General features: G+C 65.0%; 24 protein-coding genes (1 of these 24 cut by a window edge). 13 read left to right on the plus strand and 11 right to left on the minus strand.

Annotated features, from left to right (window positions below):
- The 5 genes from M1D34_RS15320 to actR form a co-directional block, all read left to right on the plus strand.
- Positions 1 to 1,479: the 3' portion of an ABC transporter permease gene (locus tag M1D34_RS15320; RefSeq protein WP_498779755.1), read on the plus strand. The gene continues 210 nt to the left of window position 1, outside the view; only the last 1,479 of its 1,689 coding nucleotides appear in the window; the start codon falls outside the window, past its left edge; it ends in the stop codon at positions 1,477 to 1,479.
- Positions 1,480 to 2,163: an ATP-binding cassette domain-containing protein gene (locus tag M1D34_RS15325; RefSeq protein WP_027992987.1), complete on the plus strand. Its 684-nt coding sequence runs from the start codon at positions 1,480 to 1,482 to the stop codon at positions 2,161 to 2,163.
- Positions 2,163 to 4,625 carry an ATP-dependent helicase HrpB gene (gene hrpB / locus M1D34_RS15330; RefSeq protein WP_498779756.1) on the plus strand — a complete coding sequence of 821 codons (2,463 nt, stop codon included), beginning with the start codon at positions 2,163 to 2,165 and terminating at the stop codon, positions 4,623 to 4,625. The genes M1D34_RS15325 and hrpB overlap by 1 nt, the downstream gene beginning before the upstream one ends.
- A gap of 180 nt (positions 4,626 to 4,805) precedes the next feature.
- Complete coding sequence (locus M1D34_RS15335; RefSeq protein WP_498779758.1) at positions 4,806 to 6,107, plus strand: ActS/PrrB/RegB family redox-sensitive histidine kinase; 1,302 nt, start codon at positions 4,806 to 4,808, stop codon at positions 6,105 to 6,107.
- A 186-nt stretch (positions 6,108 to 6,293) separates the two neighbouring features.
- The gene (actR, locus tag M1D34_RS15340) at positions 6,294 to 6,878 is read left to right on the plus strand and encodes a global response regulator transcription factor ActR (RefSeq protein ID WP_010968328.1); all 585 of its coding nucleotides are present in this window, start codon (positions 6,294 to 6,296) and stop codon (positions 6,876 to 6,878) included.
- A 13-nt stretch (positions 6,879 to 6,891) separates the two neighbouring features.
- Here the strand turns inward: actR and M1D34_RS15345 are convergent, their stop codons facing one another.
- Positions 6,892 to 7,416, minus strand: coding sequence for an MmcB family DNA repair protein (locus tag M1D34_RS15345; RefSeq protein ID WP_498779761.1), 525 nt, complete (start codon positions 7,414 to 7,416; stop codon positions 6,892 to 6,894).
- A gap of 225 nt (positions 7,417 to 7,641) precedes the next feature.
- Here M1D34_RS15345 and M1D34_RS15350 point away from each other — a divergent pair, with 225 nt between their 5' ends.
- The gene (locus M1D34_RS15350) at positions 7,642 to 8,316 is read left to right on the plus strand and encodes a L,D-transpeptidase (RefSeq protein ID WP_003531973.1); all 675 of its coding nucleotides are present in this window, start codon (positions 7,642 to 7,644) and stop codon (positions 8,314 to 8,316) included.
- Between the two features lie 206 nt (positions 8,317 to 8,522).
- On the opposite strand, the gene M1D34_RS15355 is transcribed toward M1D34_RS15350, so the two are convergent.
- From M1D34_RS15355 to hslV, 7 genes are all read right to left on the minus strand, one after another.
- Positions 8,523 to 10,694, minus strand: coding sequence for a malate synthase G (locus M1D34_RS15355; RefSeq protein WP_498779763.1), 2,172 nt, complete (start codon positions 10,692 to 10,694; stop codon positions 8,523 to 8,525).
- Between the two features lie 160 nt (positions 10,695 to 10,854).
- Positions 10,855 to 12,861 carry a hydantoinase/oxoprolinase N-terminal domain-containing protein gene (locus M1D34_RS15360; RefSeq protein WP_498779765.1) on the minus strand — a complete coding sequence of 669 codons (2,007 nt, stop codon included), beginning with the start codon at positions 12,859 to 12,861 and terminating at the stop codon, positions 10,855 to 10,857.
- Positions 12,862 to 12,991: 130 nt separating this feature from the next.
- A complete protein-coding gene (locus tag M1D34_RS15365; protein WP_498779767.1) occupies positions 12,992 to 14,392 on the minus strand; it encodes a cytochrome P450 in 1,401 nt (466 codons plus the stop codon).
- A 151-nt stretch (positions 14,393 to 14,543) separates the two neighbouring features.
- Positions 14,544 to 15,494, minus strand: coding sequence for a DUF1402 family protein (locus tag M1D34_RS15370; RefSeq protein WP_003531977.1), 951 nt, complete (start codon positions 15,492 to 15,494; stop codon positions 14,544 to 14,546).
- Positions 15,495 to 15,700: 206 nt separating this feature from the next.
- Positions 15,701 to 17,008: an ATP-dependent protease ATPase subunit HslU gene (gene hslU, locus M1D34_RS15375; RefSeq protein WP_003531978.1), complete on the minus strand. Its 1,308-nt coding sequence runs from the start codon at positions 17,006 to 17,008 to the stop codon at positions 15,701 to 15,703.
- Entirely contained in the window at positions 17,005 to 17,526 is a 522-nt protein-coding gene (locus M1D34_RS15380; protein ID WP_013844959.1) for a GNAT family N-acetyltransferase, read from the minus strand. Before M1D34_RS15380 ends, hslU begins: the two co-directional genes overlap by 4 nt.
- A complete protein-coding gene (gene hslV, locus M1D34_RS15385; protein ID WP_003531980.1) occupies positions 17,516 to 18,073 on the minus strand; it encodes an ATP-dependent protease subunit HslV in 558 nt (185 codons plus the stop codon). Before hslV ends, M1D34_RS15380 begins: the two co-directional genes overlap by 11 nt.
- A gap of 319 nt (positions 18,074 to 18,392) precedes the next feature.
- Between hslV and hisB the strand changes: the two genes are divergently transcribed.
- From hisB to coaA, 7 genes are all read left to right on the plus strand, one after another.
- Entirely contained in the window at positions 18,393 to 19,001 is a 609-nt protein-coding gene (gene hisB, locus M1D34_RS15390) for an imidazoleglycerol-phosphate dehydratase HisB (protein WP_003531981.1), read from the plus strand.
- Between the two features lie 26 nt (positions 19,002 to 19,027).
- Positions 19,028 to 19,501: a DUF2628 domain-containing protein gene (locus M1D34_RS15395; protein ID WP_003531987.1), complete on the plus strand. Its 474-nt coding sequence runs from the start codon at positions 19,028 to 19,030 to the stop codon at positions 19,499 to 19,501.
- On the plus strand, positions 19,501 to 20,151 hold the full coding sequence (hisH, locus tag M1D34_RS15400) for an imidazole glycerol phosphate synthase subunit HisH (RefSeq protein ID WP_498779772.1): 651 nt from the start codon (positions 19,501 to 19,503) through the stop codon (positions 20,149 to 20,151). Before M1D34_RS15395 ends, hisH begins: the two co-directional genes overlap by 1 nt.
- A gap of 32 nt (positions 20,152 to 20,183) precedes the next feature.
- On the plus strand, positions 20,184 to 20,927 hold the full coding sequence (gene hisA, locus M1D34_RS15405) for a 1-(5-phosphoribosyl)-5-[(5-phosphoribosylamino)methylideneamino]imidazole-4-carboxamide isomerase (RefSeq protein ID WP_498779774.1): 744 nt from the start codon (positions 20,184 to 20,186) through the stop codon (positions 20,925 to 20,927).
- The gene (gene hisF / locus M1D34_RS15410) at positions 20,924 to 21,700 is read left to right on the plus strand and encodes an imidazole glycerol phosphate synthase subunit HisF (protein WP_010968318.1); all 777 of its coding nucleotides are present in this window, start codon (positions 20,924 to 20,926) and stop codon (positions 21,698 to 21,700) included. Before hisA ends, hisF begins: the two co-directional genes overlap by 4 nt.
- A 64-nt stretch (positions 21,701 to 21,764) precedes the next feature.
- Positions 21,765 to 22,088, plus strand: a complete 324-nt coding sequence (locus M1D34_RS15415; protein WP_003531991.1) for a phosphoribosyl-ATP diphosphatase — start codon at positions 21,765 to 21,767, stop codon at positions 22,086 to 22,088.
- Positions 22,085 to 23,080: a type I pantothenate kinase gene (coaA, locus tag M1D34_RS15420; protein WP_003531992.1), complete on the plus strand. Its 996-nt coding sequence runs from the start codon at positions 22,085 to 22,087 to the stop codon at positions 23,078 to 23,080. Before M1D34_RS15415 ends, coaA begins: the two co-directional genes overlap by 4 nt.
- A 613-nt stretch (positions 23,081 to 23,693) precedes the next feature.
- On the opposite strand, the gene M1D34_RS15425 is transcribed toward coaA, so the two are convergent.
- The 3 genes from M1D34_RS15425 to arfB all read right to left on the minus strand — a co-directional run bounded on the left by M1D34_RS15425 (position 23,694) and on the right by arfB (position 25,412).
- On the minus strand, positions 23,694 to 24,305 hold the full coding sequence (locus M1D34_RS15425) for an alpha-ketoglutarate-dependent dioxygenase AlkB (RefSeq protein ID WP_498779777.1): 612 nt from the start codon (positions 24,303 to 24,305) through the stop codon (positions 23,694 to 23,696).
- A gap of 113 nt (positions 24,306 to 24,418) precedes the next feature.
- The gene (gene lysM, locus M1D34_RS15430) at positions 24,419 to 24,892 is read right to left on the minus strand and encodes a peptidoglycan-binding protein LysM (protein WP_498779779.1); all 474 of its coding nucleotides are present in this window, start codon (positions 24,890 to 24,892) and stop codon (positions 24,419 to 24,421) included.
- An 85-nt stretch (positions 24,893 to 24,977) separates the two neighbouring features.
- Positions 24,978 to 25,412 (minus strand): alternative ribosome rescue aminoacyl-tRNA hydrolase ArfB, encoded by a 435-nt coding sequence (gene arfB / locus M1D34_RS15435; RefSeq protein ID WP_003531995.1) that lies wholly within the window; start codon positions 25,410 to 25,412, stop codon positions 24,978 to 24,980.
- Positions 25,413 to 25,421 lie beyond the last annotated feature (9 nt).

Raw genomic sequence — 25,421 nt, forward strand, 5'->3', positions numbered from 1 at the left:
CTGACGACGGTCGCAGCGACAGCGGTCGTCGGCACATTCGTCGCGGGCTTCGCCGGCACGCCGACTTTCGCCCGCATCCAGCATCTCGTCTCTCCCCTGCTTGCCGTTCCGCATGCCGCCGCCGCCTTTGCGTTGGCTTTCCTCGTCGCCCCGTCGGGCTTCCTGCTCCGGCTGATCTCGCCGGAGGTGACGGGCTTCACGCGGCCGCCGGACTGGCTTCTTCCCAACGACCCTTGCGCGCTGACGATGATTGCCGGGCTCATCGCCAAGGAGGTGCCGTTTCTCTTTCTGGTGACGCTTGCCGCCCTGCCGCAGCTTGCCGTCACGAGAGCCTCGCGCCTTGCGGCGGCGCTCGGCTACGGGCGCGTCGCGGGCTTCGCCGTCTGCCTTTGGCCGGCCCTCTACCGCCAGATCCGCCTGCCGGTCTTCGCGGTGCTCGTCTATTCGGTATCCGTCGTGGACGTCGCCATGATTCTCGGGCCGAAGCTGCCGCCAACATTGCCGGTGCGAGTAACCCAATGGGCCGGAGATGACGACCTCGGCGCGCGATTTCTCGCATCGGCGGGCGCTTTCCTGCAGCTTGGGGTCGTCGTCGCTGCAATGGCCATCTGGATCGCGCTCGAACGGATCGGGAAAGCCGTTCTCGCGCGCCTGACCTTTTCGGGACGGCGCTTTGCGCGGGACGGCGCGGTTCGCGCCGCGGGCGCCCTCGCCATGACCACCTGTACGGTCACCATTTTCGCGGGGCTCAGCCTGCTTTCGATCTGGTCGGTTGCGGGCCTCTGGCCATTTCCCGACGCGTTGCCCGGAAGTCTCACGCCCAATACCTGGATGCGCATATTGCCTCAACTCTGGGCGCCGCTTGGCACCACGGTCGCGCTCGCTCTTTCGGCGTCATCGCTGGCGCTCGTATTTACGATCCTCCTGCTCTACCGCAACGGCATCGCCGGCGGACGGAAGAATGCAGCCGGCTACCGGCTGCTTTACCTCCCCTTGCTCGTCCCGGAGATCAGCTTCATCTTCGGGCTGCAGGTCCTGATGCTCTCGGCGGGGCTCACGCCGGGCTTCGCGAGCGTGCTGGCGGTCCATTTCGTTTTCGTGCTCCCTTACGTGCTTCTGTCACTGTCGGCCCCCTGGCGCGAGGTCGACCCGCGCTTCGAAAAAATCGCCGCCGGCTTCGGCAAGCCGGCGTTGGAAATCCTGTTCGCGGTCCGGCTGCCATTGCTCTTTCGTGCCTGCCTCACCGCGCTCGCGGTCGGTTTCGCGGTGTCGGTCAGCCTCTATCTTCCGACGCTCCTCATCGGGTCCGGGCGGCTGACGACGATCACGACCGAGGCCGTCGCACTCTCGTCGGGCGGCGACCGGCGGGTCATCGGCATCTACGCCCTCGTTCAGGGGCTCCTGCCTTTCCTCGCATTTCTCGTTGCGTCGCTCGGCCCGCAGTTGCTATTGCGCAACCGGCGGGCAATGAGGACGTGAATGCAGGAAAACGCCGGGTCAAAATCCCCGATCAAGACAGGATGCCTGACGCTCTCGGAGGTGACGATCGGTCTGGGCGGCCGGGCCCTGCTCGCCATATCGGCGGCCGTCGCGCCGGGCGAGGTGCTGACGATCATGGGGCCGTCCGGCTCCGGCAAGTCGACCCTGCTGGCCTTTGCGGGAGGCTTTCTCGATCCGGCATTCGATGTGAGCGGCCGCATCCTGATCGACGGCAAGGACCTGACGGCGGTTCCCGCCAACCGGCGACACGCGGGCATCCTGTTTCAGGATCCGCTGCTCTTTCCCCATCTATCGGTCGGCGGCAACATCGTCTTCGCCATAGCGCCCGATGTCAAAGGACGGGGCGCACGCCGCCGGCTGGCCGATGCAGCCCTCGACGAGGTGGGCCTTGCCGGCTTCTTCGACCGCGACCCGGACACGCTCTCCGGCGGCCAGAAGGCGCGCGTGGCACTGCAAAGGGTGCTCGTTTCAGCGCCACGATTCCTGCTGCTCGACGAACCCTTCTCCAATCTCGACGCGGCGCTCAGGCAGCAGACGCGCGAGCTCGTCTTTTCCAAGGCGAGGGCGGCCGGGCTGCCGACCATCCTCGTGACCCACGACAGTGCCGACGCGGAAGCCGCCGGCGGCCGCGTGATCGAAATCGGAACGGAGGAGCAGGCGTGATGCGCGCGCTTCCTGCCCTGCCCATCCGCGAGATCCTGCCCGGCCTTGGCGACGCGCTCGCTTCGGCGGGATCGGTCGTGCTGTCGGCTCCTCCCGGCGCCGGCAAGACGACGCTGGTGCCGCTTTTTCTGCTCGACCAGCCCTGGCGCGGCGACGGCAAGATCATTCTGCTCGAACCGCGGCGGCTCGCCGCGCGGGCCGCGGCCGGACGCATGGCCGAACTTCTGGGGGAGAAGGTCGGCGAAACCGTCGGCTATCGGATGCGGCTCGACAACCGCATATCGGGCAAAACCCGGATCGAGGTGGTAACGGAGGGCGTCTTCAGCCGGATGATCCTCGACGATCCCGAATTGTCCGGCGTTTCGGCTGTCCTGTTCGACGAGTTCCACGAGCGTTCGCTGGATGCGGATTTCGGACTGGCGCTGGCGCTGGACGTGCAATCGGCACTTCGCGAGGACCTCAGGATCGTCGTCATGTCGGCGACGCTCGACGTCGAGCGCATCGCCGGACTCGTCGGCGATGCGCCGGTCCTGAAAAGCGAGGGCCGGAGCTTCCCGATCGACATACGCTACGAAAACAGAGCGGCCGGTGAAAGCGTCGAGGACGCGATGGTCCGGACGATTGCCGAGGCGCACCGGTCCGAGGAAGGTTCCATCCTCGCCTTCCTGCCGGGGCAGGCGGAAATCGCCCGCACCGCCGCGCGTCTCGCCGATCGCTTCGGGGAGGCGACCGCAATCGTGCCGCTCTACGGCAATCTGAGCCAGAAGGAACAGGATGCGGCGATCCGACCGGCACCGAAGGGCACGCGCAAGATCGTGCTGGCGACCTCGATCGCCGAAACCTCGATCACCATCGACGGCGTCAGGATCGTCGTCGACAGCGGTCTGCAGCGGCTGCCGGTCTTCGAGGCCTCGACGGGCATAACGCGGCTCGAAACCGTGCGCGTTTCCAGAGCCTCGGCCGATCAGCGCGCCGGGCGCGCCGGAAGAACCGAGCCGGGTATCGCGATCCGCCTGTGGCATTCCGGCCAGACGGCGGCGCTCGCCGCTTTTACGCCGCCGCAGATCCTTGCCAGCGATCTCTCCGGCCTGCTCCTCGATCTTGCCCATTGGGGTGTGGCCGATCCGTCGACGCTGAGATTCCTCGACCCGCCGCCGGAAACGACCCTGCGCGAGGCGCGAGGCCTGCTCCTCGAGCTCGGCGCCATCGACAGCCGCGGCGCGCTGACGCCGAGAGGCCGCAGGATCCGCGATCTGGCGCTGCCGGTGCGGCTTGCGGCAATGGCGGTTGCAGCCGCCGAGGAAGGGCGGGCGCAGGAGGCCTGCCTCCTCGCGGTGATGCTCACCGAGCAGGGCCTCGGCGGCAACGGCATCGATATCGAGGAGCGGCTGCGCCGGTTCCGGAGCGAGCGCAGCGACCGGGCGGAAGCTGCCCGCGGTCTGGCGCGGCGAATGGCCGCCGAACTCGGCGCCTCAAAGAACGCGGGTCCGAAGCCCGTTTTGCCTGGAGCCCTGCTGATGCACGCCTTTCCCGACCGCATCGCGCTGCAGCGCGGCGGGCGCGGCCGCTTCGTCATGGCGAACGGACGCGGCGCCGAGATACCCGAGACCGAACGGCTTGCTGCGGCCGGAATGCTCGTCATTGCCGATCTTACCGGCAGAGCCGGCGCACAGCGGGTGCTCGCAGCCGCGGAGATAGACCGGTCGGATGTCGAGGGGCACATGCCGGAAGCCATCGTCACCGAGGAGCAGAGCTTCTTCGATCGGGCGAGCCGGCAGGTGCGTGCCCGCCGGGTGACACGGCTCGGGGCGATCATCTTCGAGGAGAAACCCCTGCCTCGTCCCAGCGGCGAGGCGGCGGCGCGGGCACTCGCGGACGGTATCCGGCAGTTGGGGCTCGCCGCTGTCCCGTTCCCGAAGGACGTGGAGCAACTGCGCGACCGCATCGGCTTCCTGCACCGCTCCATCGGCGAGCCCTGGCCGGACATGTCGGATACGGGTCTGATCTCCCGTCTCGACGAATGGTTCGTTCCTTTCCAGGGAGGCGCCGGCGGCATCGACGGGATCAAGGGCCGCGATCTCGCCGAAGGCCTCATGTCGCTCGTTCCATACGAGCTTCAGCGCGACCTCGCCCGGCTGGCCCCGACGCATTTCGAAGCGTCGACGGGCCAGCGTCATCCGATCCATTACGACGGCGACGAACCGCTCCTGTCGATCCGCGTTCAGGAGCTCTTCGGTCTGCAAACGCATCCCGCGATCGGCGACGGTCGACTGCCGCTGCTTCTCGAGCTGATTTCCCCCGGCCACCGCCCGATCCAGACGACACGGGACCTGCCCGGCTTCTGGGCGGGTTCGTGGAAGGACGTGAGAGCCGAGATGCGCGGCCGCTATCCGAAACATCCCTGGCCGGAGGACCCCGCCAATGCGATGCCGACGACGCGCGCGAAACCGCGCGGGACTTAGAGCGGGGTGGGATGAAGTGTACTCGTTTCCCGCTCGCATTCCGCTCCAACGTGGCCGGATGCGGCTCTACGGCGCACCGCGGTTGGGCGCCGTTTCATATTTGCCGGGTTCGGCATAAAGTCCGGTAAGATGAAATGACGCCCGGTCGCGCATGCGACCCGCATCGCGAAACGGAAACGCATGGCAGCTGCGACACTCTATAACGATCTGAACAGCAACCGCAGTCTGAGGCTGCAGACGCTCGTGCGGCTGCGCTGGCTGGCGGTGGGTGGACAATCGCTCGCCGTCATCGTCACGGCGCTGTGGCTGCAGTTCCCGCTGCCGGTCGTTCCCTGTTCCGTATTGATCGCCTGCCTGGCGCTTCTCAACGTCTTGCTCACGCTCCGCTTTCCGCCGACGCAGCGGCTGACGCCGCCGGCCGCCTTCACCCTGCTCGGCATCGACCTTGCGCAACTGACTGCGTTGCTCTTCATCACCGGCGGCCTTGCCAATCCCTTCGCACCGCTTCTCTGCGTGCCGGTCATCATATCGTCGGCCTCGCAGCCGAAGCCGCAGAGCATCGTGCTGGCCGGCCTCGCCGTCCTGGGCGTCACCGCCCTTGCCTTCTCGCCCTTCCCGCTGCCCTGGTATCCGGGCACCCTTCTGTTGATGCCGCGCGTGCTGACGGCCGGCATCTGGTTCGCGATCGTCTCGATGACGGCTTTCGCAGCCTTCTACACCTATCGCGTCTCGCTCGAGGCAAGCGAGCTTTCCGAAGCGCTGACGGCGACCGAGCTCGTGCTCCAGCGCGAGAAGCACCTGTCGCAGCTCGACGGTCTCGCGGCCGCCGCCGCCCACGAACTCGGAACGCCGCTCGCGACGATCAGCGTCGTCGCCAAGGAGATGGAACGGGAGCTCGGCGACGATCCGCGTTTCGGCGAGGACGTTCATCTCCTGCGCAGCCAGAGCGAACGCTGCCGCGACATTCTGAGGCGGCTGACCACCCTTTCGTCCGAAAGCGAGGAACATATGCGGCTTCTGCCGCTCTCATCGCTGATCGAGGAGGTAATGGCGCCACATCGCGAATTCGGCATAGAAATCGAGCTGAAGGAGCAGGGCGATCGCGCCTCGGAACCGGTCGGCATCCGCAATGCCGGCATTCTCTACGGCCTGGGCAATCTACTGGAGAACGCGGTCGACTATGCGCGCAAGAAGGTGACCGTCACGACGGAGCACACGGCCGAGCGCGTGCGGGTGACGATCGAAGACGACGGCGACGGTTTTTCGCCGGACATCCTGGCGCGGATCGGCGAACCCTATGTGACGCGGCGGCAGAAGGACGACAGCGCCGGCGGCCTCGGCCTCGGCCTCTTCATCGCCAAGACGCTGCTCGAGCGTTCAGGCGCCCGGCTGCGCTTCGAGAACGGCGGCTCGAAACACCCGGGCGCCCGGGTCAGCGTCGAATGGCCGCGCGTGCTGATGGACACGAAACTGGCGAAATGACTTTTGGCGGTTTATTGAAGACAGGTGCGGGGAAACCCACATGATTGCCAGAAAAACCACCGGTTTATGCCTACCGCATGTTTCCTTTGATCCTGTCCGGTGAAAGGATGGAACATGCAGCACTTGAAGGGTTACAGCGGCCTCTGCGCGTCCGGTGAGACGCATGGCGCTGTAGGGATTTGAGAAATGATCGAAAAGTCGATGCCTGCGCAAAACACTCACGCCGCGGATGCGGACCTGATCGGGCCTGACAAGAGCCTTCTGATCGTCGATGACGACACGGCCTTTCTGCGGCGCCTCGCCCGCGCCATGGAAGCGCGCGGCTTCGCGGTCGAGATCGCCGAATCGGTCGCCGAAGGCATAGCCAAGGCGAAGACCCGCCCGCCGAAACATGCAGTCATCGATCTCCGCCTGAGCGACGGCAGCGGTCTCGACGTGATCGAGGCGATCCGCGGGCGCCGCGACGACACACGCATGATCGTTCTGACGGGCTATGGAAACATCGCGACCGCGGTCAACGCCGTGAAGCTCGGAGCGCTCGACTATCTGGCCAAGCCCGCGGACGCCGACGACATTCTCGCGGCGCTGATTCAGCGCCCGGGCGAGCGGGTGGAGCCTCCCGAAAACCCGATGTCGGCCGACCGCGTACGGTGGGAGCATATTCAGCGCGTCTATGAAATGTGCGAGCGCAATGTTTCGGAAACCGCGCGCCGGCTCAACATGCACCGACGGACCCTGCAGCGCATTCTGGCGAAACGGGCGCCCAAATAACCGCGCCGCCCTTCTAATCCCGGTCCCCGCTGACGATGTCGCTGATCGACTGGCCAAGGTCGCCGTTCCGTTCGGCTGCCCATTCTGCGAGCGTCAGGCGCTGCGCCGCCGTGCGGGCGAAGGCCTGCGTCACCGATTTTCGCGTGCTCGGCGGCAGGCGGTGTTCCGGTGCCTCGCGCAGCATATGCGCGCCGTAGCCGTCGGAAAGCATCAGCCCGCATTCTTCCGGAAAGATGTCGAGCGGCACCTGCGCATGGGTTGCGAAGAACAGGCGGTCGCAGTGAAGCCGGTATTCCGGCCATTTGCGGTCGACGCGGAAGTCCTCGATCGAGGTCTTGATCTCGATGATCCAGATTTCGCCCTTGGGCGAGAGCGAGATGAGATCGGCCCGCCGCCCGCTCGCAAGCGTCAGTTCGGGCAAAGCCGCGTGGCGCAGTTCCATCAGCAGCCGCTGAACGCCGCGGCGTACCTTCATCGCCCGCTCTGACTGGCGTCCGTCTGCGAGCGGAGTATCGCCATGGATAGACAAGATCGTCATTGCCGCCCTCGGAAAGTGCTACGGCGACCGTTGCGCGTCTGACGGGACGCGCGGCGCTGCAGGGTGGTTTGTTGCAAAAAAGCAATCGTCACGGAATTTACACCTTTCGGCCACATTGCGGGGGGCCGGTCCCTTGCGCACTGCGGTGCAATAGAAAATAAGCTGGTGCCGCTGACGGCCGGACACCCTCCCCCGTATTTTCCTGACCTCTTTTACGAGACCATCATGCGCTTCCGCAACGCTCTCCTTCTGTGCAGCCTGGCGGCCACCGTTGCCCTCGCCGGCTGCTCACAGACCACGACCACGGCCGGCTCCTCTCCCGAGGGCGAGAAAGTGGCGACGAACCAGATATTCTCCAGCAATTATGGCCCTGTTGAGGACCACGGGTATGCGGTGCCGGGCGTTCCGATCAACCGCGTAGACCAGCGTTTCCACCGGCAGATCGTCGACTACCCGACGAAGGAACGCCCGGGAACGATCGTCGTCAACACGCCGAGCCGCTTCCTCTATTACGTGCTGCCCGGCGGCAAGGCCGTACGTTACGGGATCGGCGTCGGCAAGCAGGGTTTCGCGTGGGAAGGCGAGGCCTATGTCGCCTGGAAGCAGGAATGGCCGACCTGGCACCCGCCGAAGGAAATGGCCGAGCGCAAGCCGGAAGTCGCCAGATATGTCGAGGCCGGCATGGGCCCGGGCATCAGCAATCCGCTCGGCGCACGCGCTCTCTACCTCTTCAACAAGGAAGGCCGGGACACGCTCTTCCGCCTGCACGGCACGCCGGAATGGTCGTCGATCGGCACCGCTGCCTCGTCCGGCTGCATCCGCCTGATGAACCAGGACATCATGGATCTCTATTCGAGGGTCCGCCCCGGCCGCAACGCACGCGTCGTCGTGCAGCAGTAGCGGCTGCAACACATCGAAAAAGGGCCGCCCGGTGATGCCGGGTGGCCCTTTCTTTTTGCCGTAGCGGGGTGATTGCGCTCAACTCGATAAGTTAGTGCGTCCCTTTGGACGCACGGCGCGCCTTGTTGATCCCCTCATTCCTGTGCTTGTCACAGGAATGAGGAAATCAAACAAGCGACGGCGGGTGGCCCGAACCTCAACAGGCCTTATGCCCCCTGCTTCGCCTTCAGCTCCAGCCGGCGGCGGTGCAGGACCGGCTCGGTATAGCCGTTCGGCTGCTCGCGGCCCTTGAGCACGAGATCGAGCGCCGCCTGAAAGGCGATCGACTCCTCGAAGCGGCCGGCCATCGGCTGATAGTTCGGATCGCCGGCGTTCTGCCCGTCGACGATTGCCGCCATGCGCTTCATGGTTTCGACGATCTGCGCTTCGCTGACGATGCCGTGATGCAGCCAGTTCGCCATATGCTGCGCCGAGATGCGCAGCGTCGCGCGGTCCTCCATCAGGCCGACATTGTTGATGTCGGGCACCTTGGAGCAGCCGACGCCCTGGTCGACCCAGCGCACGACATAACCGAGAATGCCCTGCGCATTGTTGTCGAGTTCGCGCTGGATTTCCTCCTCGGTCCAGTTCGGCCGTGCGGCGACCGGCACGGAGAGGATATCGGCGAGCTTCGCGCGGGTGCGGCTCTTGAGGCCCGCCTGGACTTCGGCGACGTTGACGCGGTGATAGTGGGTCGCGTGCAGAGTCGCGGCCGTCGGCGACGGTACCCAGGCCGTGTTCGCGCCCGCCTTCGGATGGGCGATCTTCTGCTCCAGCATCGCCGCCATCAGGTCCGGCATCGCCCACATGCCCTTGCCGATCTGGGCGTGGCCGGAAAGCCCGCATTCGAGACCGACATCGACGTTCCAGTTCTCATAGGCCGATATCCACGGCGCCTGCTTCATGTCGCCCTTGCGGATCATCGGTCCGGCTTCCATCGAGGTGTGGATTTCGTCGCCGGTGCGGTCGAGGAAGCCGGTATTGATGAAGACGACTCGTTCGCGGGCGGCGCGGATGCATTCCTTGAGGTTGACGGTCGTCCGCCGCTCCTCGTCCATGATTCCCATCTTCATCGTGTTGGCCGGAAGCCCGAGCGCCGACTCTACGCGGGCGAAGATCTCGCAGGCGAAGGCGACTTCCTCCGGCCCATGCATTTTCGGCTTGACCACATACATGGAGCCGCTGCGGGAATTCGCCCGCCGACCGTTCCGGCCGATGTCGTGGAGTGCGATCAGCGCCGTCACCATGGCGTCCATCAGGCCTTCCGGCACCTCTTCGCCGTCCCGGTCGAGGACCGCGGGGTTGGTCATCAGGTGGCCGACATTGCGCACCAGCATCAGCGACCGCCCCGGCAGTGTCAGCGTCGCACCGTCCGGAGCCGTATAGGCCCTATCGGGGTTGAGCCTCCGGGTGAACGCCCTGCCGCCCTTGGTCACCTCCTCCTCGAGATCGCCTTTCATCAGCCCGAGCCAGTTGCGGTAGACGAGCACCTTGTCCTCGGCATCGACGGCCGCAATCGAATCCTCGCAATCCATGATCGTGGTGATCGCCGATTCCAAAACGACGTCGGAAATGCCGGCGGCGTCGGCCTTGCCGATCGGTGTCGTCGCGTCGATGACGATGACGATGTGAAGGCCGTTCCGACGCAGAACGATCTCGGACGGCGCCGCGGGGTCACCGGCATAGCCGGCGAACTGAACGGAATTGCGCGGCGCGCTCTTCGTGCCGTCGGCAAGCATTACGGTTAGCGTCGCTCCCTCGACCGAGAACGATCTGGCATCGCTCCAGCGGCCGGCCGCCAGCGGGGCGCTCGCGTCGAGAAATTCTCGCGCCCAGGCGATGACCTTGGCACCGCGCTTCGGATTGTATCCCTTGCCGCGCTCGGCCCCGTCGGTCTCGGCTATCGCATCGGTGCCGTAAAGGGCGTCGTAGAGCGATCCCCAGCGGGCATTGGCGGCATTGAGCGCATAGCGCGCGTTCATCACCGGCACGACAAGCTGCGGCCCGGCGATCGTCGCGATCTCGGAATCGACATTTGCGGTCGAGACGTAAAAATCGGGACCTTCCGGCAGGAGGTAGCCGATCTCCCGCAGGAAGGCTTCATAGGCTTCCATGTCGACCGGGGCACCATGCTCGCGATACCAGCCGTCGAGCCTGGCCTGCAGCTCGTCGCGCTTGACGAGAAGGGCCCGGTTCTTCGGTCCGAGATCGTGAACGAGATCCGAGAAGGCGGAAAAGAACCGATCCGCGTCGACGCCGGTGCCCGGCATCGCCTCTTCGACCAGAAAGCGGTGGAGCCCCGCATCGATCTGCAATCCATATTTCTCAACGCGGTCCATGCCACAGCTCCTGAATTCAGTATTTCTATTGCAATAGATAGAAGCGGTGCCCGGAAGGAAAAGCGCCTTGGCCCCGCTTACATGCGCGGACACTCTCTCATCAAACCATTCCCTGTCAATTCCGCAAGGATGCGAAGAATTGTTTCCGGAATGGAAAAGATCAAAACGCGTGATGCGCTATACGGGGCCGGCCGCTTGCCGAGGCGATGAAGCGTGCCTCGATCAGCTTGCGGCTGCCTTCGACTTCCGGCGCGTCGATCTCTTCCCGAAGCACCGCGGCCGGTTCTTCTGCACCGTTGGCGCGGGCGCTCTCCAGCGCCATCGTTTCGGCGCGCCGGCGGGCGACGCCGAAGGCCTCCTGCTGATCGACGAAGCGCTCGCTCGCGCCCGCACCGTTGACGATGAAAATGCCTTCTTCCGGCGTCGTCACGAAGACTGTGACTGTTGCCCGCACCTGACCGACAACCGCGCCGACGGCGTTTGCCACATCTGCCTCCGCGGGGATCGAGGCCTCGGTGGAAAGCATTTCGGCGATGGCGGGGTAATAGACCGGCGCCGAGGCGCCGAGGCCGACAAGCGGCCGGTCGAGGCTGATCGAAAAGCGCACGATGCCCGGTTCCCGTTTCAGCGCCCGGTCGACGGCAAGCGAGGCGGTGGGGTCGATGGCGGCGCTGTCCTCGCTGAGACAGGCCTGCAGGATGGCTTCCGAGGATTGCCGCGTCAGCCGGTCGACGATCATCTGCGCGAGAGCCTCGACGGAGGCGGCGACAGGCTGTCCCGAGCCGTCCTTGGTGCGGGCGGCGATCTCGAGGCCCAGGCGTGCGGCCTCGCCGTTCCACTGCGCCTGCCGTCCGAGAACATGCATCGCGTCCGAGGGGGTGAGCCCGCAGATATGCACCAGCCCGCGCGCCACGAGCCGGTCGAGCGTCGCCTTCTGCGGCGTGCTGACGAGAAGGTCCGCAAGCGCCACCGGCGCCATGCCGATGCGGCCGTAGAGTGCCTGCTCCTGCGGCTGAAGCCCGCTCGCCAGATGGTCGGGCAAGCCGGTGCGGACCGCCAGGCGGCCATCGTGACGGCCGGGATGGGGCGCCCGCAACTGCTTTTCGAGCACCGACAGGACCGCGTCGCCATGCAGCGCCGCGGCGAGGCTCAAGGGCAGAAAGCGGCGCGGCCCCAGATCGAGCCTGGCCTTGAGACCGCGATCGTTGATCTTCACCTCGGAGTCGCCGCCGAGGCCGTAGGTGCGCATGGCGACCGCCTCGACCATGGTCCGAAAGCCTCCGACGACCGCGCCCTCGGCATCGAGCCGCGGGCGGCCTTTTTCGAGTACGGCTACGTCGGTCGTCGTGCCGCCGATATCGGAAACGATCGCGTTGTCCAAGCCGGTCAGATAGCGAGCGCCGACGAGGCTTGCGGCCGGCCCGGAGAGGATCGTCTCGATCGGGCGCAGCCGCGCTTCGGCGGCGGAGATCAGCGCACCGTCGCCGCGCACCACCATCATCGGCACGTCGATGCCGCGGGCCTTGAGGAAATCTTCGCAGGAACCGATCAGCCGGTCGATCATCGAAACGAGGCGCGCATTCAGAAGCGTCGTCAGCGCCCGGCGCGGGCCGCCGAGCTTGGAGGAAAGCTCATGGCTGCAGGTGACCGGCAGGTGCGAGACCTCGCGGATGCGATCGCGCACGCGCTTCTCGTGGTCCGGGTTGCGCACGGCGAAATAACCGGCGATCGCGAAGGACGACACCTGGGAGCTGAGGTCCGGAAGCGCCTCGTCGAGCGCACTCATGTCGAGCGGCGTTTCGCCGCCATGGACGTTGTGGCCGCCGGGAAGGAAAAGAACGGGATCGGACCCGAGCGCTTCCTGAAGACCGTCGCGCTTCAGGTCTTCCGGACCGAAGCCGATCATGATCAGGCCAGCACGGCCGCCCTGGCCTTCGACCAGCGCATTGGTGGCAAGCGTCGTCGAGAGCGACACGAGGCTGATCGCCGAAACCGGTACCCTCGCCTTCGCGAGCACCGCCTCCACCGCGCCTGAAACGCCCTCGGCCAGATCGTGACGGGTCGTCAGCGCCTTGGCCTTGGCGACGACGCCGGTCGCTTCGCTGAAGAGGACGGCGTCGGTATAGGTGCCGCCGGTGTCGATGCCGAGGAGAAGATGCGGGGTCAATTTCTGCTCAGTCCAATGGTGAGGGGTCCGGAAAGGTCTGTCCGGTGATAGGACATATTTTTAGAAAAAACCATCGCGCGACAGCGACGTTTCCGTGTCTGATGGCGGGCGTATCCCGCCAACCGGAGACCTACTTGACCCTTGCCGACACCTTCATCGGCAAGCCGCCCCTCGGCTGCGTCGTCAGCCTTTGCACAGGCCAGGGATGCGTCTCGTCCGTCAGGTCGAAGCGGAAGCGGTGCATGAGCACGGCAAGCGCGATCACCGCCTCCTGCAGCGCGAAGGTCGCGCCGATGCAGACGCGCGGGCCGGCGCCGAAGGGCAGGTACTGGAAGCGGTTTATCTTGTCCCGGTTTTCCGGATGGAAGCGCTCCGGCATGAAGGCGCGGGGTTTCTGCCAGTAGAGCGCGTGCCGGTGGAGCGTCCAGGGCATGACCAGCACCGATATTCCCTTGCGGATCGGCACGCGCTCGCCTTCCGGGGATGTCCACGCATCCTCCTCGATCGCGGCCCGGTTGATGGATGGCGCCGGCGGATAGAGCCTCAACGCCTCCTCGAAGGCGGCAAGCACATGCGGCATGCGCCCGAGCCAGTCGACCGGATCGGCGCCGCTTGCAAGAACCGAATCGATCTCCTGCTCCATCGTCTCGCGATAGGCGGGCGTATTGGCGACGCAGTAGAAGCACCAGGCGAGCGCCCGTGCGGTCGTCTCGTGGCCGGCGCCGATGAAGGTGAGAATATTGTCCTCGATCTCGGAGGTCGAAAGTCCATCCGGACCTTCCAGCTGCAGAAGCAGGGTCAGGAAGTCGTTCGGGACGTCGCCGGGCGCTTCCGTCATTCGTCGCCGGCGCAGAGACATCGTCTCGGAAACGACGCCGCGGAAACGGTCGAGCACCTTCCGGCCGCCGATGCGGGTCAGCCGCGGAACCCAGCTCGGCGCAACCAGGAGGTCCATCGGATCGACGCGCCCCATTCGATGCAGCAATTCCTCGACATTGGCGGCGAAGCCCTGCTTTTCGACGGCGATTTCGCCGGAAAAGAGCGTCTCGGCCAGGATCTCGAAGGTGAGTTCCGTCATGTCCACGGCGACATTGGTGACGAAGGGCTCCGATGAAGCGCCCGCGTAGCGGTCAACGAAGGCCTCGCAAACGCGAAGCATCTGGCCGGCAAAGCCTTGTGCGTGCCTTGGCGTGAAAACCGGCGCCATCGCCTTGCGCGACCGTTTCCAGACCTCGCCTTCCGCCGTCAGGAGGCCGTCGCGCAGGATCGGGCGCAGGATCAGCCGCCGAACATTCGACATTTCGTAGTTGGCGGCGTTCTCGACGAGGATGTAGCGGATGAGGCCTGGATCGTTGACGATAAGCGTCCGCTGATTGATGAACTTCGTCTCGATCCAGGGAAGCGTGTATGAAGGCTCGCCCCAGAGCTCGAGCGGGTTTCGCAGAACCGTGCGGATGATCTCGAGCCGCGAGGGAATGCCGGTGCGCGGCACGGGCGCGGGCGGCTCGAACGGCTCCGGTCGCGTATCCATGTGAATGCCTTCCTAGAGCACTTCCAGGAAAAGTGTGCAGCGGTTTTCCGTCCGGAATGTGGAATGCTCTTGTCTGCGTACCGTTCCAGTTTTTTACGGCGCAATCAAGAAATGCTTCACGTGAATCGCGATGATTCCGGGCGACAAAGGATCACAACAGGCTTTCGAGCTCTGCCAGTTTGTCGTTGACGAGCCAGCCGTAATAGTTCTCCTCCGGCCAGTGGACCTCGCCCCCCTGGTTCTTCGCGGCAAGCGCGGCCGCACGGGCATCCGGATTGCCGACATTATAGAGCGTTGCCGTCAGGCCCGGATTGCCGGAGATATCCATGCCGGCGATCGTGCGATAGGCGTCGATCGAATGCCGGATGGAGGCGGCCATATAGGCAAGCGACACGTCCGGGTCCATGATCGCCTCATAGACGCCGGCGGCATTGCTTTCATCGAGGCGCTCATAGCCGGAGACGCGCGAGACCATATCCGTCAGCATCAATGCGGTCAGCGGATTGATCTGGCCGAGACCGAAGGTCTGCCCGGCGAAGAACGGCTGGAAGAAGACGGCACTGAAGCGGTTGTTCGGGAAGGATTTGCCGGCCACCGTATGGCCGCGGAACTGGCTGTCCCAGACCCGCTCGCGGCAGCTCCAGAGCGCGTAGGAGCCTTTCTTGCCGGCGCATTCGGCAAATTCGGGCCGCTCGACGAATTCGGCGATGGACTCGCCCTCATGGCCGAACTGGAAGCTGTCGCCCGCATAGGCGGCCGCCTTGACGTAATAGGATTGCAGCCGGTCATAGGCGTCGACATTGTAGGTGTGTTCGCCGACGATCGCCCCGACCATGTGGATGGGCGCGATGCCGTAGGCGCCCGCGACCGACTTGATCTTGCCGACGAGGCTGCGGTCGGTGGCGAGAAGCTCGCGCACCTTCTCGTATTTCGCGTCGAAGGATGTGCGGCCGGCCTTGGTGCGGCGCACCGAGGCGCCGGGAACGCCCGGCTGCTCGACGTGGCGATTGCCCTGCGGGACGATGAGTATCCCGCTCGCAGCCGAAGGCCCGGCAGCGAGGCAAAATGTGAAGATCACGAGCATGCAGGCGGTAAGGCGCACGATCTGTTTTCCTGTAGAACTCTTCCAAGAACCGGCGGATCCCGCCCGTTCGGCGGCGCCCCTAAGGCAAGATCATGTCGGAATGATGCCTTAATTCTTAACGGCTCTGATCGGTCTAGAAAAAATGAAGGCGCCTGTCGAGTGACAGGCGCCCCACAATTCGGTGATCGGCTGCTCCCGGCGCCGTGCCGGGTCAGAGGATCGCGTCAGAGGATATAGCGCGACAGGTCGGTATTGGCCGCGAGATCGCCGACATGCCGGCGAACGTACTCGGCATCGATCGTGACGCCCTGGCCGCCCCGATCGGGCGCGTTGAAGGAGACGTCGTCGAGCACCCGCTCCATCACGGTCTGCAGGCGACGCGCGCCGATGTTCTCGACATTGGCGTTGAGCTGGACCGCGACCTCCGCCAGCGCATCGATCGCGTCCTCGGTGAAGTCGAGGGCAACACCCTCGGTCTCGAGCAGCGCCTTGTACTGGCGGATGAGGCTCGCCTCCGTCTCGGTCAGGATGCGGCGGAAATCCTCCTTGGTGAGGGCCCGAAGCTCGACGCGGATCGGCAGGCGCCCCTGCAGCTCCGGCAAAAGATCCGACGGTTTGGCGACGTGGAACGCGCCGGAGGCGATGAAGAGGATGTGATCGGTCTTCACCGGCCCGTATTTCGTCGCCACAGTCGTGCCTTCGACCAGCGGCAGGAGGTCGCGCTGCACGCCTTCGCGCGACACGCCGGCACCGATGCCGCCTTCGCGGGTGGCGATCTTGTCGATCTCGTCGAGGAAGACGATGCCGTCGTTTTCCGCCGCCGCCACCGCCTCTCGCTGGATCTGCTCGTTGTCGAGCAGCTTGTCGGACTCGTCGTTGACCAGGAGCGCATAGGAGTCCTTGACCGTCGTCTTGACCTTCTTGGTCCTGCCGCCGAGTGCCTTGCCGAACATTTCCGAGAGGTTGAGGACGCCGATATTGGCGCCCGGCATTCCCGGGATCTCGAAGGCGCCGCCGGGCGAACCGGTTTCGGCGACATCGACCTCGATCTCCTTGTCGTCGAGTTCGTTGGCGCGCAGCTTCTTGCGGAAGGAATCGCGGGTTGCGGGCGAGGCGGTGGTGCCGACCAGCGCGTCGAGAACGCGCTCCTCGGCGTTCTGATGAGCCTTCGCCTTCACTTCGGCGCGCCTTTTCTCCCGCACGAGGCTGATGCCGACCTCCACGAGATCGCGCACGATCTGCTCCACGTCGCGGCCCACATAGCCGACCTCCGTGAATTTCGTTGCCTCCACCTTGACGAAGGGCGCGCCGGCGAGCTTGGCGAGACGACGGGAAATCTCCGTCTTGCCGACGCCGGTCGGACCGATCATCAGGATATTCTTGGGCATGACCTCGTCGCGCAGCTCGTCGTCGAGCTGCTGGCGGCGCCAGCGGTTGCGCAGCGCGATGGCAACCGCGCGCTTCGCATCCTTCTGGCCGATGATGTAGCGGTCGAGCTCCGACACGATTTCCCTGGGTGAAAAGTTGCTCATCGATTCCTCTCAAATTCCGTCCGCTTGAGCTCCATCAGGAGGGTTCGACCGGACTCGTCTATCCATTCGCCAAAAGGTACGAAACCGGCCTTCGCATAGGCTCGGACGGCGCGGCGGTTGCCGGCGTCGGGGTCGATGACGATGCGCGCGGCGCCGCTTTCGAACAGTCTTGCGGCAAAGGCTCTGAGCGCCATGGCGGCGACGCCTTTGCCTGTCATTTCGGGCGGGCCGATGAAGATGTCGACGCCGGGCGTGTCGCCCGACAGGTCCTTGGCCCAGGGCTCCTCGTCATATTCCGACGGGACCCAGGACTGGATATAGCCGGCCGGCTCCCCCTTCACACGAAAGACGAAACCGTCGACCTCACCCTTCGCACAACCGTCCCGTATCAGCCCGAGTTCCACATCGGGATCGCCCCACCACTGCCGGACATGCGGCTCGGAAAGCCAGGCGAGGAGCATCGGCAGGTGGCCCTCGGCCACCGGCTCGAAGCTGACCTCTGCCGGCTCATTCCGCATCCAGCGTCTCCACGACGACGTTGTGGTTGGTGTAGACGCAGATGTCGCCGGCGATTTCCAGCGCGCGGCGGGCGATCTCCTCGGCCGACTTGTCGCTGTCCATGAGCGCCCGTGCCGCGGCAAAAGCATAGTTGCCGCCCGACCCGATGGCGATCGTCCCGTGCTCGGGCTCGAGAACGTCGCCGTTGCCGGTGATCGCCAGCGTCACCGTCCGGTCGGCAACCAGCATCATCGCCTCAAGATTGCGCAGATACTTGTTGGTACGCCAGTCCTTGGCGAGCTCTACGGCCGCCCGCATCAGCTGGTCGGGATATTGCTCGAGCTTCGCCTCCAGCCGTTCCAGAAGCGTGAAGGCGTCCGCCGTCGCGCCGGCGAAGCCTGCAATCACGTCGCCCTTCGACAGGCGGCGGACCTTGCGGGCATTGCCCTTCATAACCGTCTGGCCGAGGCTCACCTGGCCATCGCCCGCCATAACCACTTTGCCGCCCTTGCGCACCGTGATGATGGTGGTCGCATGCATCGTTCCGTAAGGATTGTGTTCGCTCATGAAAGTACCTTTGGGCCCGGGAAGCCGGGGGGATGCGGCTCGAATGAGCCTGGTTGCTTGAGGCCTATGTAAGTCGCAGCCGCGCGATTGCAAATGTGCGAACCCCGTCCGGGCGCCTTTCGTTTTCACGTCGCCGCGGCGGACCGAATCTCCGTCGCAGTTCTGGATATTTCATGCCTCCCCTGATAAGGAGCGGCTCTGTGACGGAATGCGAAGAGCGAAGGCGGTATTTCGGCCCTCTCCGCAACGCCCGAAAACGATGTTGCTCCGATAGCCCGGCTGGCCCAAAGTCATCGGAGAGTGCAGACAGGAGAGCCTGATGGCAGACGTGACGCCGAGCCGCACCGGCCAAGTTTCGCGAAAGACGAATGAAACCGCCATATCCGTCTCGGTCAATGTCGACGGAACGGGCGTATCGAAGATCGCGACCGGCGTCGGCTTCTTCGACCATATGCTGGACCAGCTCTCGCGCCATTCGCTGATCGACATGGAGATCAAGGCGGAGGGCGACCTCCATGTCGATGATCACCACACGGTCGAGGACACGGGCATCGCCATCGGCCAGGCGCTGGCCAAGGCGCTCGGCGATCGCCGCGGCATCACCCGCTATGCCTCCATCGACCTCGCCATGGACGAGACGATGACGCGCGCCGCCGTCGACGTCTCCGGCCGGCCCTTCCTCGTCTGGAACGTGACCTTCACGTCGCCGAAGATCGGCACCTTCGACACCGAACTCGTGCGCGAATTCTTCCAGGCGCTCGCCCAGCATGCCGGCATCACGCTGCATGTGCAGAACATCTACGGCGCCAACAACCATCATGTCGCCGAGACCTGCTTCAAGTCCGTCGCCCGCGTGCTCCGCACGGCAACCGAAATCGATCCGCGCCAGGCGGGACGCGTCCCCTCGACCAAGGGGACGCTCGCCTGAGCCGGCCAGTATCTGGTTTAAAGACCATGGCCTCCTACCTGATCATGACCCCGCCCGGCGCACCGGCCGATGACGAAAGGGCGCGGTTCATCGCCGACGGATTCTCCTGGGCCGCCTTCTTCTTCCCCGGTCCGTGGCTCATCGTCAAACGCGCGTGGCTCATCGGAATCTTCGTTTCCGTTCTGCAGTTCCTGTTGCTTCTTGCGGCAACGATGCCCGGCGGCTTCAGCGCAGCGCTGCTCATCCATCTGGCGCTCGGTCTCATCGTGTCGCTCGAAGGACCGCTTCTCGTCGCCCGCAAGCTCTCCGCACGCGACTGGACGTTTCGTTCGGTCGTTCCGGCACGCGATCTCGAGACGGCCGAAGAAATCTATTACTCGAACGCCGAGCCGTCCGCCCGTGAAGGACATGCGGCTCCCATGCCGGCCGACCGGTCCGCCACGGGACGGCCGGGCGCTGCCGCCGGGCTCGGCTTCTTTGAATCCTATGGAGAGCGCTGATGCGGGTCGCCATCATTGACTACGGGTCGGGCAATCTGCGCTCGGCCACCAAGGCCTTCGAGCGCGCCGCCCGCGAGGCGGGCATCGCGGCCGAAATCGATCTCACCGACAGGCCGGAACGGGTGGCCACGGCCGATCGCATCGTGCTGCCGGGCGTCGGCGCCTATGCCGATTGCCGCCGCGGCCTCGCCGCCGTGGAGGGCATGGAGGAAGCGCTGACAGAGGCGGTCGAGAAAACCGGCCGCCCCTTCTTCGGCATCTGCGTCGGCATGCAGCTCATGTCGTCCCGCGGACTCGAAAAGACGGTGACGAAAGGTTTCGGCTGGATCGCCGGCGATGTCGTCGAGATGACGCCCGGGCACCCCTCGCTCAAGATCCCCCAGATCGGCTGGAACACGCTTGATCTCAAGCGCCCGCACCCGCTCTTGGACGGCATTCCGACCGGCGAGAACGGTCTGCACGCCTATTTCGTCCATTCCTACCACCTCGCGGCGGAGCGTGCCGAAGACGTGGTGGCCGAGGCGGGCTATGGCGGCCCGGTGACGGCCTTCGTCGCACGCGACAACAAGGCGGGCTCGCAGTTCCATCCGGAAAAGAGCCAGGCACTCGGCCTTGCCCTCATTTCGAATTTCCTGCGCTGGAAGCCCTGAGGCTGCCGCGTCATTTCTGATCGGACGAACAAATGATTCTCTTTCCCGCGATCGACCTCAAGGACGGGCAATGCGTGCGCCTGAAGCTCGGCGACATGGAGCAGGCGACGGTCTATAATCCCGACCCGGCCGCCCAGGCACGCGCCTTCGAGGAGCAGGGTTTCGAATGGCTGCACGTGGTCGACCTGAACGGCGCCTTTGCCGGGGAGACCGTCAACGGCGCGGCGGTCGACGCCATCCTCAAGGCGACGAAGAACCCCGTGCAGCTCGGCGGCGGCATCCGCACGCTGGAGCATATCGAGAACTGGCTTTCGCGCGGGCTGAAGCGCGTGATCCTCGGCACCGTCGCGGTGCGCGATCCGGCCCTGGTGATCGAAGCCTGCAGCAAGTTCCCGGGACGGGTCGCCGTCGGCATCGATGCGAAGGGCGGCAAGGTCGCCGTCGAGGGCTGGGCGGAAGCCTCCGAGCTCGGCGTGGTCGAACTCGCCAGGAAGTTCGAGGGCGCGGGCGTCGCGGCGATCATCTATACGGACATCGACCGTGACGGCATCCTGACCGGCATCAACTGGGTCTCGACGCTCGAACTCGCGGACGCGGTTTCGATCCCGGTGATCGCGTCGGGCGGCCTCGCCTCGATGGACGACATCCGCCGCATGACCGAACCGGATGCGCAAAAGCTCGAAGGCGCGATTTCCGGCCGGGCGCTCTATGACGGGCGCATCGATCCGAAGGAAGCCCTGGATCTGATCCGCGAAGCAAGAAAGGGGAAGTTATGACCCTTAAAGCCCGTGTAATCCCCTGTCTCGATGTGAAGGACGGCCGCGTCGTCAAGGGCGTGAACTTCGTCGATCTGATCGACGCCGGGGACCCGGTGGAGGCGGCACGCGCCTATGACGCGGCCGGGGCCGACGAGCTCTGCTTCCTCGACATCACCGCCTCCTCCGACAATCGCGAAACGATCTTCGACGTCGTCGCCCGCACCGCGGAGCAATGCTTCATGCCGCTCACCGTCGGCGGCGGCGTGCGCCAGGTAGCGGACATCCGCAAGCTCCTGCTTGCCGGCGCCGACAAGGTGTCGATCAACACGGCGGCGGTGAAAAATCCGGAATTCGTCGCGGAAGCCGCCGACAAGTTCGGCGACCAGTGCATCGTCGTCGCGATCGACGCCAAGAAAGTCTCGGCGCAAGGTGAGGCGGACCGTTGGGAGATATTCACCCATGGCGGGCGGCAGCCGACAGGCATCGACGCGATCGAATTTGCGCGGAAGGTCGTCGATCTCGGCGCCGGCGAAATCCTTCTCACCTCCATGGACCGCGACGGTACGAAGAGCGGCTACGACATCAGCCTGACACGGGCGATCGCCGATGCGGTACGCGCTCCCGTCATCGCCTCCGGCGGCGTCGGCACGCTCGACCACATGGTCGAGGGCATCCGCGACGGCCATGCGACTGCAGTGCTCGCCGCCTCGATTTTCCACTTCGGCACCTACAGCATCGGCGAGGCGAAGCGCCACATGGCCAAGCACGGCATCGCCATGCGGCTTGATTGAGACAGTAACGATGCAGGCCAGATGGGTGAACGCGTATGCCGCATAAGACCGAAGGGATCCGACAATGACCGACTTCACCCTTTCCGACCTGGAGAAGATCGTGGCGACCCGCGCCCGGGCGGCGCCGGAGGAGTCCTGGACCGCCAAGCTGGTGGCTGCGGGTCAGACGAAGGCTGCCAAGAAGCTCGGCGAAGAGGCGGTGGAAACGGTCATCGCCGCGATCGGCGAGGACCGGAAGAATCTGGTCGATGAGAGTGCCGATCTCCTCTATCATCTTATGGTCGTATTGAATATCGCCGCCGTCCCGTTGCAGGATGTGATGAGCGAACTGGCCAGGCGGACGAGCCAATCCGGCCTGCAGGAAAAGGCGAACCGGCAGAATCCATGAGCATCGCCGCGAAAGACATCGAACCGGCCGACATTCCGGGCAATCTCCAGGGGGGCGAATATTCGCCCTATCACGTCTTCTCCGCGGAGGAATGGTCGCGCTTTCGCGCCGACACGCCGCTGACGCTGACGGCCGACGAGGTGCAGCGCCTGCGATCGCTCAACGATCCGGTCGATCTCGACGAGGTGCGACGGATCTATCTCTCGCTCTCACGACTCCTCTCGGCCCATGTGGAGGCGTCGCAGATCCTCTTCAGGCAGCGCACGCGCTTCCTCAGCATGTCGAACGAGACGAAGACGCCCTTCGTCATCGGCGTCGCCGGCTCGGTCGCCGTCGGCAAGTCGACGACCGCGCGCATCCTTGCCGAGCTTCTCGCGCGCTGGCCCTCGAGCCCGAAGGTCGACCTCGTCACCACCGACGGCTTTCTTTATCCAAATGCGGTTCTCCAGCGGGAAAACCTGATGGACCGCAAGGGTTTTCCAGCGAGCTACGATATCGGTGCGCTGCTCAGATTCCTCTCGGCGATCAAGGCGGGCCGGCCGAACGTCAAGGCACCGACCTATTCGCACCTGACCTATGACGTGATCCCCGATCAGTTCCAGGTGATCGACCGGCCGGACATCCTGATTTTCGAAGGGATAAACGTACTGCAGTCGCGCGATCTGCCGGCCGACGGCAAGATCGTGCCGATGGTCTCCGATTTCTTCGACTTTTCGATCTATATCGATGCCGAGGAGAGTCTGATCCATAGCTGGTACGTGAACCGCTTCATGCGACTGCGCGAAACCGCGTTCCAGAACCCGCAGTCCTTCTTCCATCGCTATGCCACGATCAGCGAGGATGCGGCGCGCGCGATCGCCGAGGGCCTCTGGCACAATATCAACCTGAAGAACCTGCATCAGAACATCCTGCCGACGCGGCCGCGCGCCGATCTCATCCTGCAGAAGGGTCCCAACCACCTGACGCAGACGGTGGCGCTCAGAAAGCTCTGAACGAGGTGATCGTCTTTTGAGAAGACCCCTCCCCACAGTGGGAGGGGCTTAATCCGCCGCGCCCGCGTCGCCACTGATGACCGCCGCGACAGTTTCAAGATTGCAGGGACGACAGACGGCCGCCGCAAGCGCCGAGCCCCTCCCCCTTGTGGGGAGCTACGGCATGCACATATCTCTTGCGCGCCGGTGCGGCGGATACTGCTCATGAAAGGGATCCCTCGGGAACCCAACCGCCTCAACCCCGCTCGGTCTCGGTTGCCCCTCAACCGGCTGCCGCCACCTTCTCCCCGCAGGCGGGGAGAAGGGGTATGCCGCGCCCGCTCGCTCCCTCGGGCGGGCGGTGAATGCGGGGTTCAGTTGGCGCCGCTTGTCCCTTCTCCCCGCCTGCGGGGAGAAGGTGCCGGCAGGCGGATGAGGGGCGGGTGACCGCTAATGCCAATGTTAGCGCATATGGGTTTGATCCCAAGGACCCATCCGCAAGCCTCTCCACTGCTGGAAAATACAGATGCCGCCACTCCGGAGTAAGTCCGCGAAGGGCTGGACAACAAGAGATATGTGCATGCCGTAGTTGTGACGAGGGGTTGGGGAGGGGCCTTTTGCGGACACCGCGACCTCAAGGATTGACCCGCCGCAGCGTCAGATTGAGCCGGCCGCCGCTCCTCAGGAGCGTCGACGTGTTCGGATAGACGCGGTCGACGCCGTGAAAGGCGAGGCGTCCTTCGCCGCCGAGCACGACGACGTCGCCGCTTTCGAGCCTGAAAGACACGGTCTGTCCGCCGCGCGTGCGGCCGCCGACGCGGAAGAGGCAGTCGTCGCCGAGCGAGATCGAAACGACGGCAATCTCGAGATCGCGCTCGTCCCGGTCCTGGTGGAGCCCCATGCGTGCCTCTGCCGAGTAGAAATTCACCAGGCAGGCCTCGGGGGACTTGTCGCTTCCGGCCACGGCATTCCAGATGTCCTGCAGCATGCCCGGTATCGGCGGCCACGGCTTGCCGGTGACCGGATGCGTGGCCTGGTAGCGGTAGCCGCGCTCGCGGTCGGTGACCCAGCCGAGCGCGCCGCAATTGGTCATGCGCACGGACATGGGTTTGCCGGTCTTCGGCATTGCGGGCGCGAAGAGCGGAGCCTCCGCCACGACGGCGCGGACGGCCTCGACCAGTCCCTCCTGGCGCGAACGGTCGAGGAAACCGGGAATGTGTCTCACCCCTTTCGGCAGCACAAGCATTGGCGGCATCCTGTCATGCGGTATCGATCGAATCCTCCCGTCAGCAGATCCGGCGGGAGATGACAGGTACATAGCGCTCACCGGGGTCGGGATCGACCCGAAACGGCCTTCGTTCAGCCGGCATCCAGATCCGGGATGCGCAGCACCTGCCCCGGATAGATCTTGTCGGGATGGGTGAGCATGGGCTTGTTGGCTTCGAAGATCGCGGTGTGCTTGGCGCCCTTGCCCTTGCCGTAATGCGCCTCGGCGATCTTCCAGAGATTGTCCCCCCTCTTCACTGTGTAGAAGACCGGGGCCTTCGCCTCGGCCGGCGCGGCGGCGCCGTCGGCGACCTTGAGCTCGGATGCCTCGACCTTGGATATGCCGAGCGTATTGCCGACCGCCACGACCGCCTTCTCGAAGGTGGACTGGTCCCGTACGACACCCTTCAGTACGACCTTGTCATCCACGACATCGACCTTGACGTCCTTCGTGCCGAGATCATGGGAAGCGAGCTCCTTTTCGACACTCGCCGCATCCGGCGGCGTGTCGTCGCCGCCAATCCCGAGCTTCTTTCCCGCGTTCTTGATGAAACTGAACAAACCCATGATTGCCTCCTCTTCCGCAGACTATCCAATAAGAGAGGGCGATTGCGGGAAAAAGACAAGAGGAGCGAACACAACTTTCGCGCGCTCAGTCGCCGGCGGGGCGGCCGCGCAGCTTCTTGACTTCGGAACGGCCGGATTTTTCCTTCAGCCGGCGCTCGATCGAACCGCGCGTCGGCTTCGTCTTCCTGCGCGGCGGGGGCGGCGGTTCCGCCGCCTTCAGGATCAGTTCCTTCAGCCGCTCGCGGGCGTCCTCGCGGTTGCGTTCCTGACTGCGGAAGCGATTGGCTTCGATCATCAGGACGCCCTCCTTCGAGGCGCGCCGTCCGGCCAGCTTCAAGGCATTGGCCTTGACGCGCTCCGGCAGGGACGGCGAAGCCTGCACGTCGAAGAAAAGCTGGACGGCCGTCGAGACCTTGTTGACGTTCTGCCCGCCCGGGCCGCCGGCCAGCACGAATTGCTCCGTGAGCTCCCATCCGGCGATCACGATGTTTTCGTTGATGTAAAGCGGTTCGCTTGCCATGGTTCTTCC

The sequence above is a fragment of the Ensifer sp. D2-11 genome (assembly GCF_054161295.1).

Bases quoted from the DNA above. Each gene is read 5' to 3' on its own strand.
- actR (WP_010968328.1), top strand. From the start codon at position 6,294: ATGATCGAAAAGTCGATGCCTGCGCAAAACACTCACGCCGCGGATGCG.
- M1D34_RS15325 (WP_027992987.1), top strand. From the start codon at position 1,480: ATGCAGGAAAACGCCGGGTCAAAATCCCCGATCAAGACAGGATGCCTG.
- M1D34_RS15425 (WP_498779777.1), bottom strand. From the start codon at position 24,305: ATGCTTGTGCTGCCGAAAGGGGTGAGACACATTCCCGGTTTCCTCGAC.
- hisB (WP_003531981.1), top strand. From the start codon at position 18,393: ATGGCAGACGTGACGCCGAGCCGCACCGGCCAAGTTTCGCGAAAGACG.
- hrpB (WP_498779756.1), top strand. From the start codon at position 2,163: ATGCGCGCGCTTCCTGCCCTGCCCATCCGCGAGATCCTGCCCGGCCTT.
- M1D34_RS15365 (WP_498779767.1), bottom strand. From the start codon at position 14,392: ATGGATACGCGACCGGAGCCGTTCGAGCCGCCCGCGCCCGTGCCGCGC.
- coaA (WP_003531992.1), top strand. From the start codon at position 22,085: ATGAGCATCGCCGCGAAAGACATCGAACCGGCCGACATTCCGGGCAAT.
- hisF (WP_010968318.1), top strand. From the start codon at position 20,924: ATGACCCTTAAAGCCCGTGTAATCCCCTGTCTCGATGTGAAGGACGGC.
- M1D34_RS15335 (WP_498779758.1), top strand. From the start codon at position 4,806: ATGGCAGCTGCGACACTCTATAACGATCTGAACAGCAACCGCAGTCTG.
- M1D34_RS15380 (WP_013844959.1), bottom strand. From the start codon at position 17,526: ATGCGGAATGAGCCGGCAGAGGTCAGCTTCGAGCCGGTGGCCGAGGGC.
- M1D34_RS15395 (WP_003531987.1), top strand. From the start codon at position 19,028: ATGGCCTCCTACCTGATCATGACCCCGCCCGGCGCACCGGCCGATGAC.
- hisA (WP_498779774.1), top strand. From the start codon at position 20,184: ATGATTCTCTTTCCCGCGATCGACCTCAAGGACGGGCAATGCGTGCGC.
- lysM (WP_498779779.1), bottom strand. From the start codon at position 24,892: ATGGGTTTGTTCAGTTTCATCAAGAACGCGGGAAAGAAGCTCGGGATT.
- M1D34_RS15415 (WP_003531991.1), top strand. From the start codon at position 21,765: ATGACCGACTTCACCCTTTCCGACCTGGAGAAGATCGTGGCGACCCGC.
- arfB (WP_003531995.1), bottom strand. From the start codon at position 25,412: ATGGCAAGCGAACCGCTTTACATCAACGAAAACATCGTGATCGCCGGA.
- hisH (WP_498779772.1), top strand. From the start codon at position 19,501: ATGCGGGTCGCCATCATTGACTACGGGTCGGGCAATCTGCGCTCGGCC.
- M1D34_RS15355 (WP_498779763.1), bottom strand. From the start codon at position 10,694: ATGGACCGCGTTGAGAAATATGGATTGCAGATCGATGCGGGGCTCCAC.
- M1D34_RS15350 (WP_003531973.1), top strand. From the start codon at position 7,642: ATGCGCTTCCGCAACGCTCTCCTTCTGTGCAGCCTGGCGGCCACCGTT.
- hslV (WP_003531980.1), bottom strand. From the start codon at position 18,073: ATGAGCGAACACAATCCTTACGGAACGATGCATGCGACCACCATCATC.
- M1D34_RS15345 (WP_498779761.1), bottom strand. From the start codon at position 7,416: ATGACGATCTTGTCTATCCATGGCGATACTCCGCTCGCAGACGGACGC.
- hslU (WP_003531978.1), bottom strand. From the start codon at position 17,008: ATGAGCAACTTTTCACCCAGGGAAATCGTGTCGGAGCTCGACCGCTAC.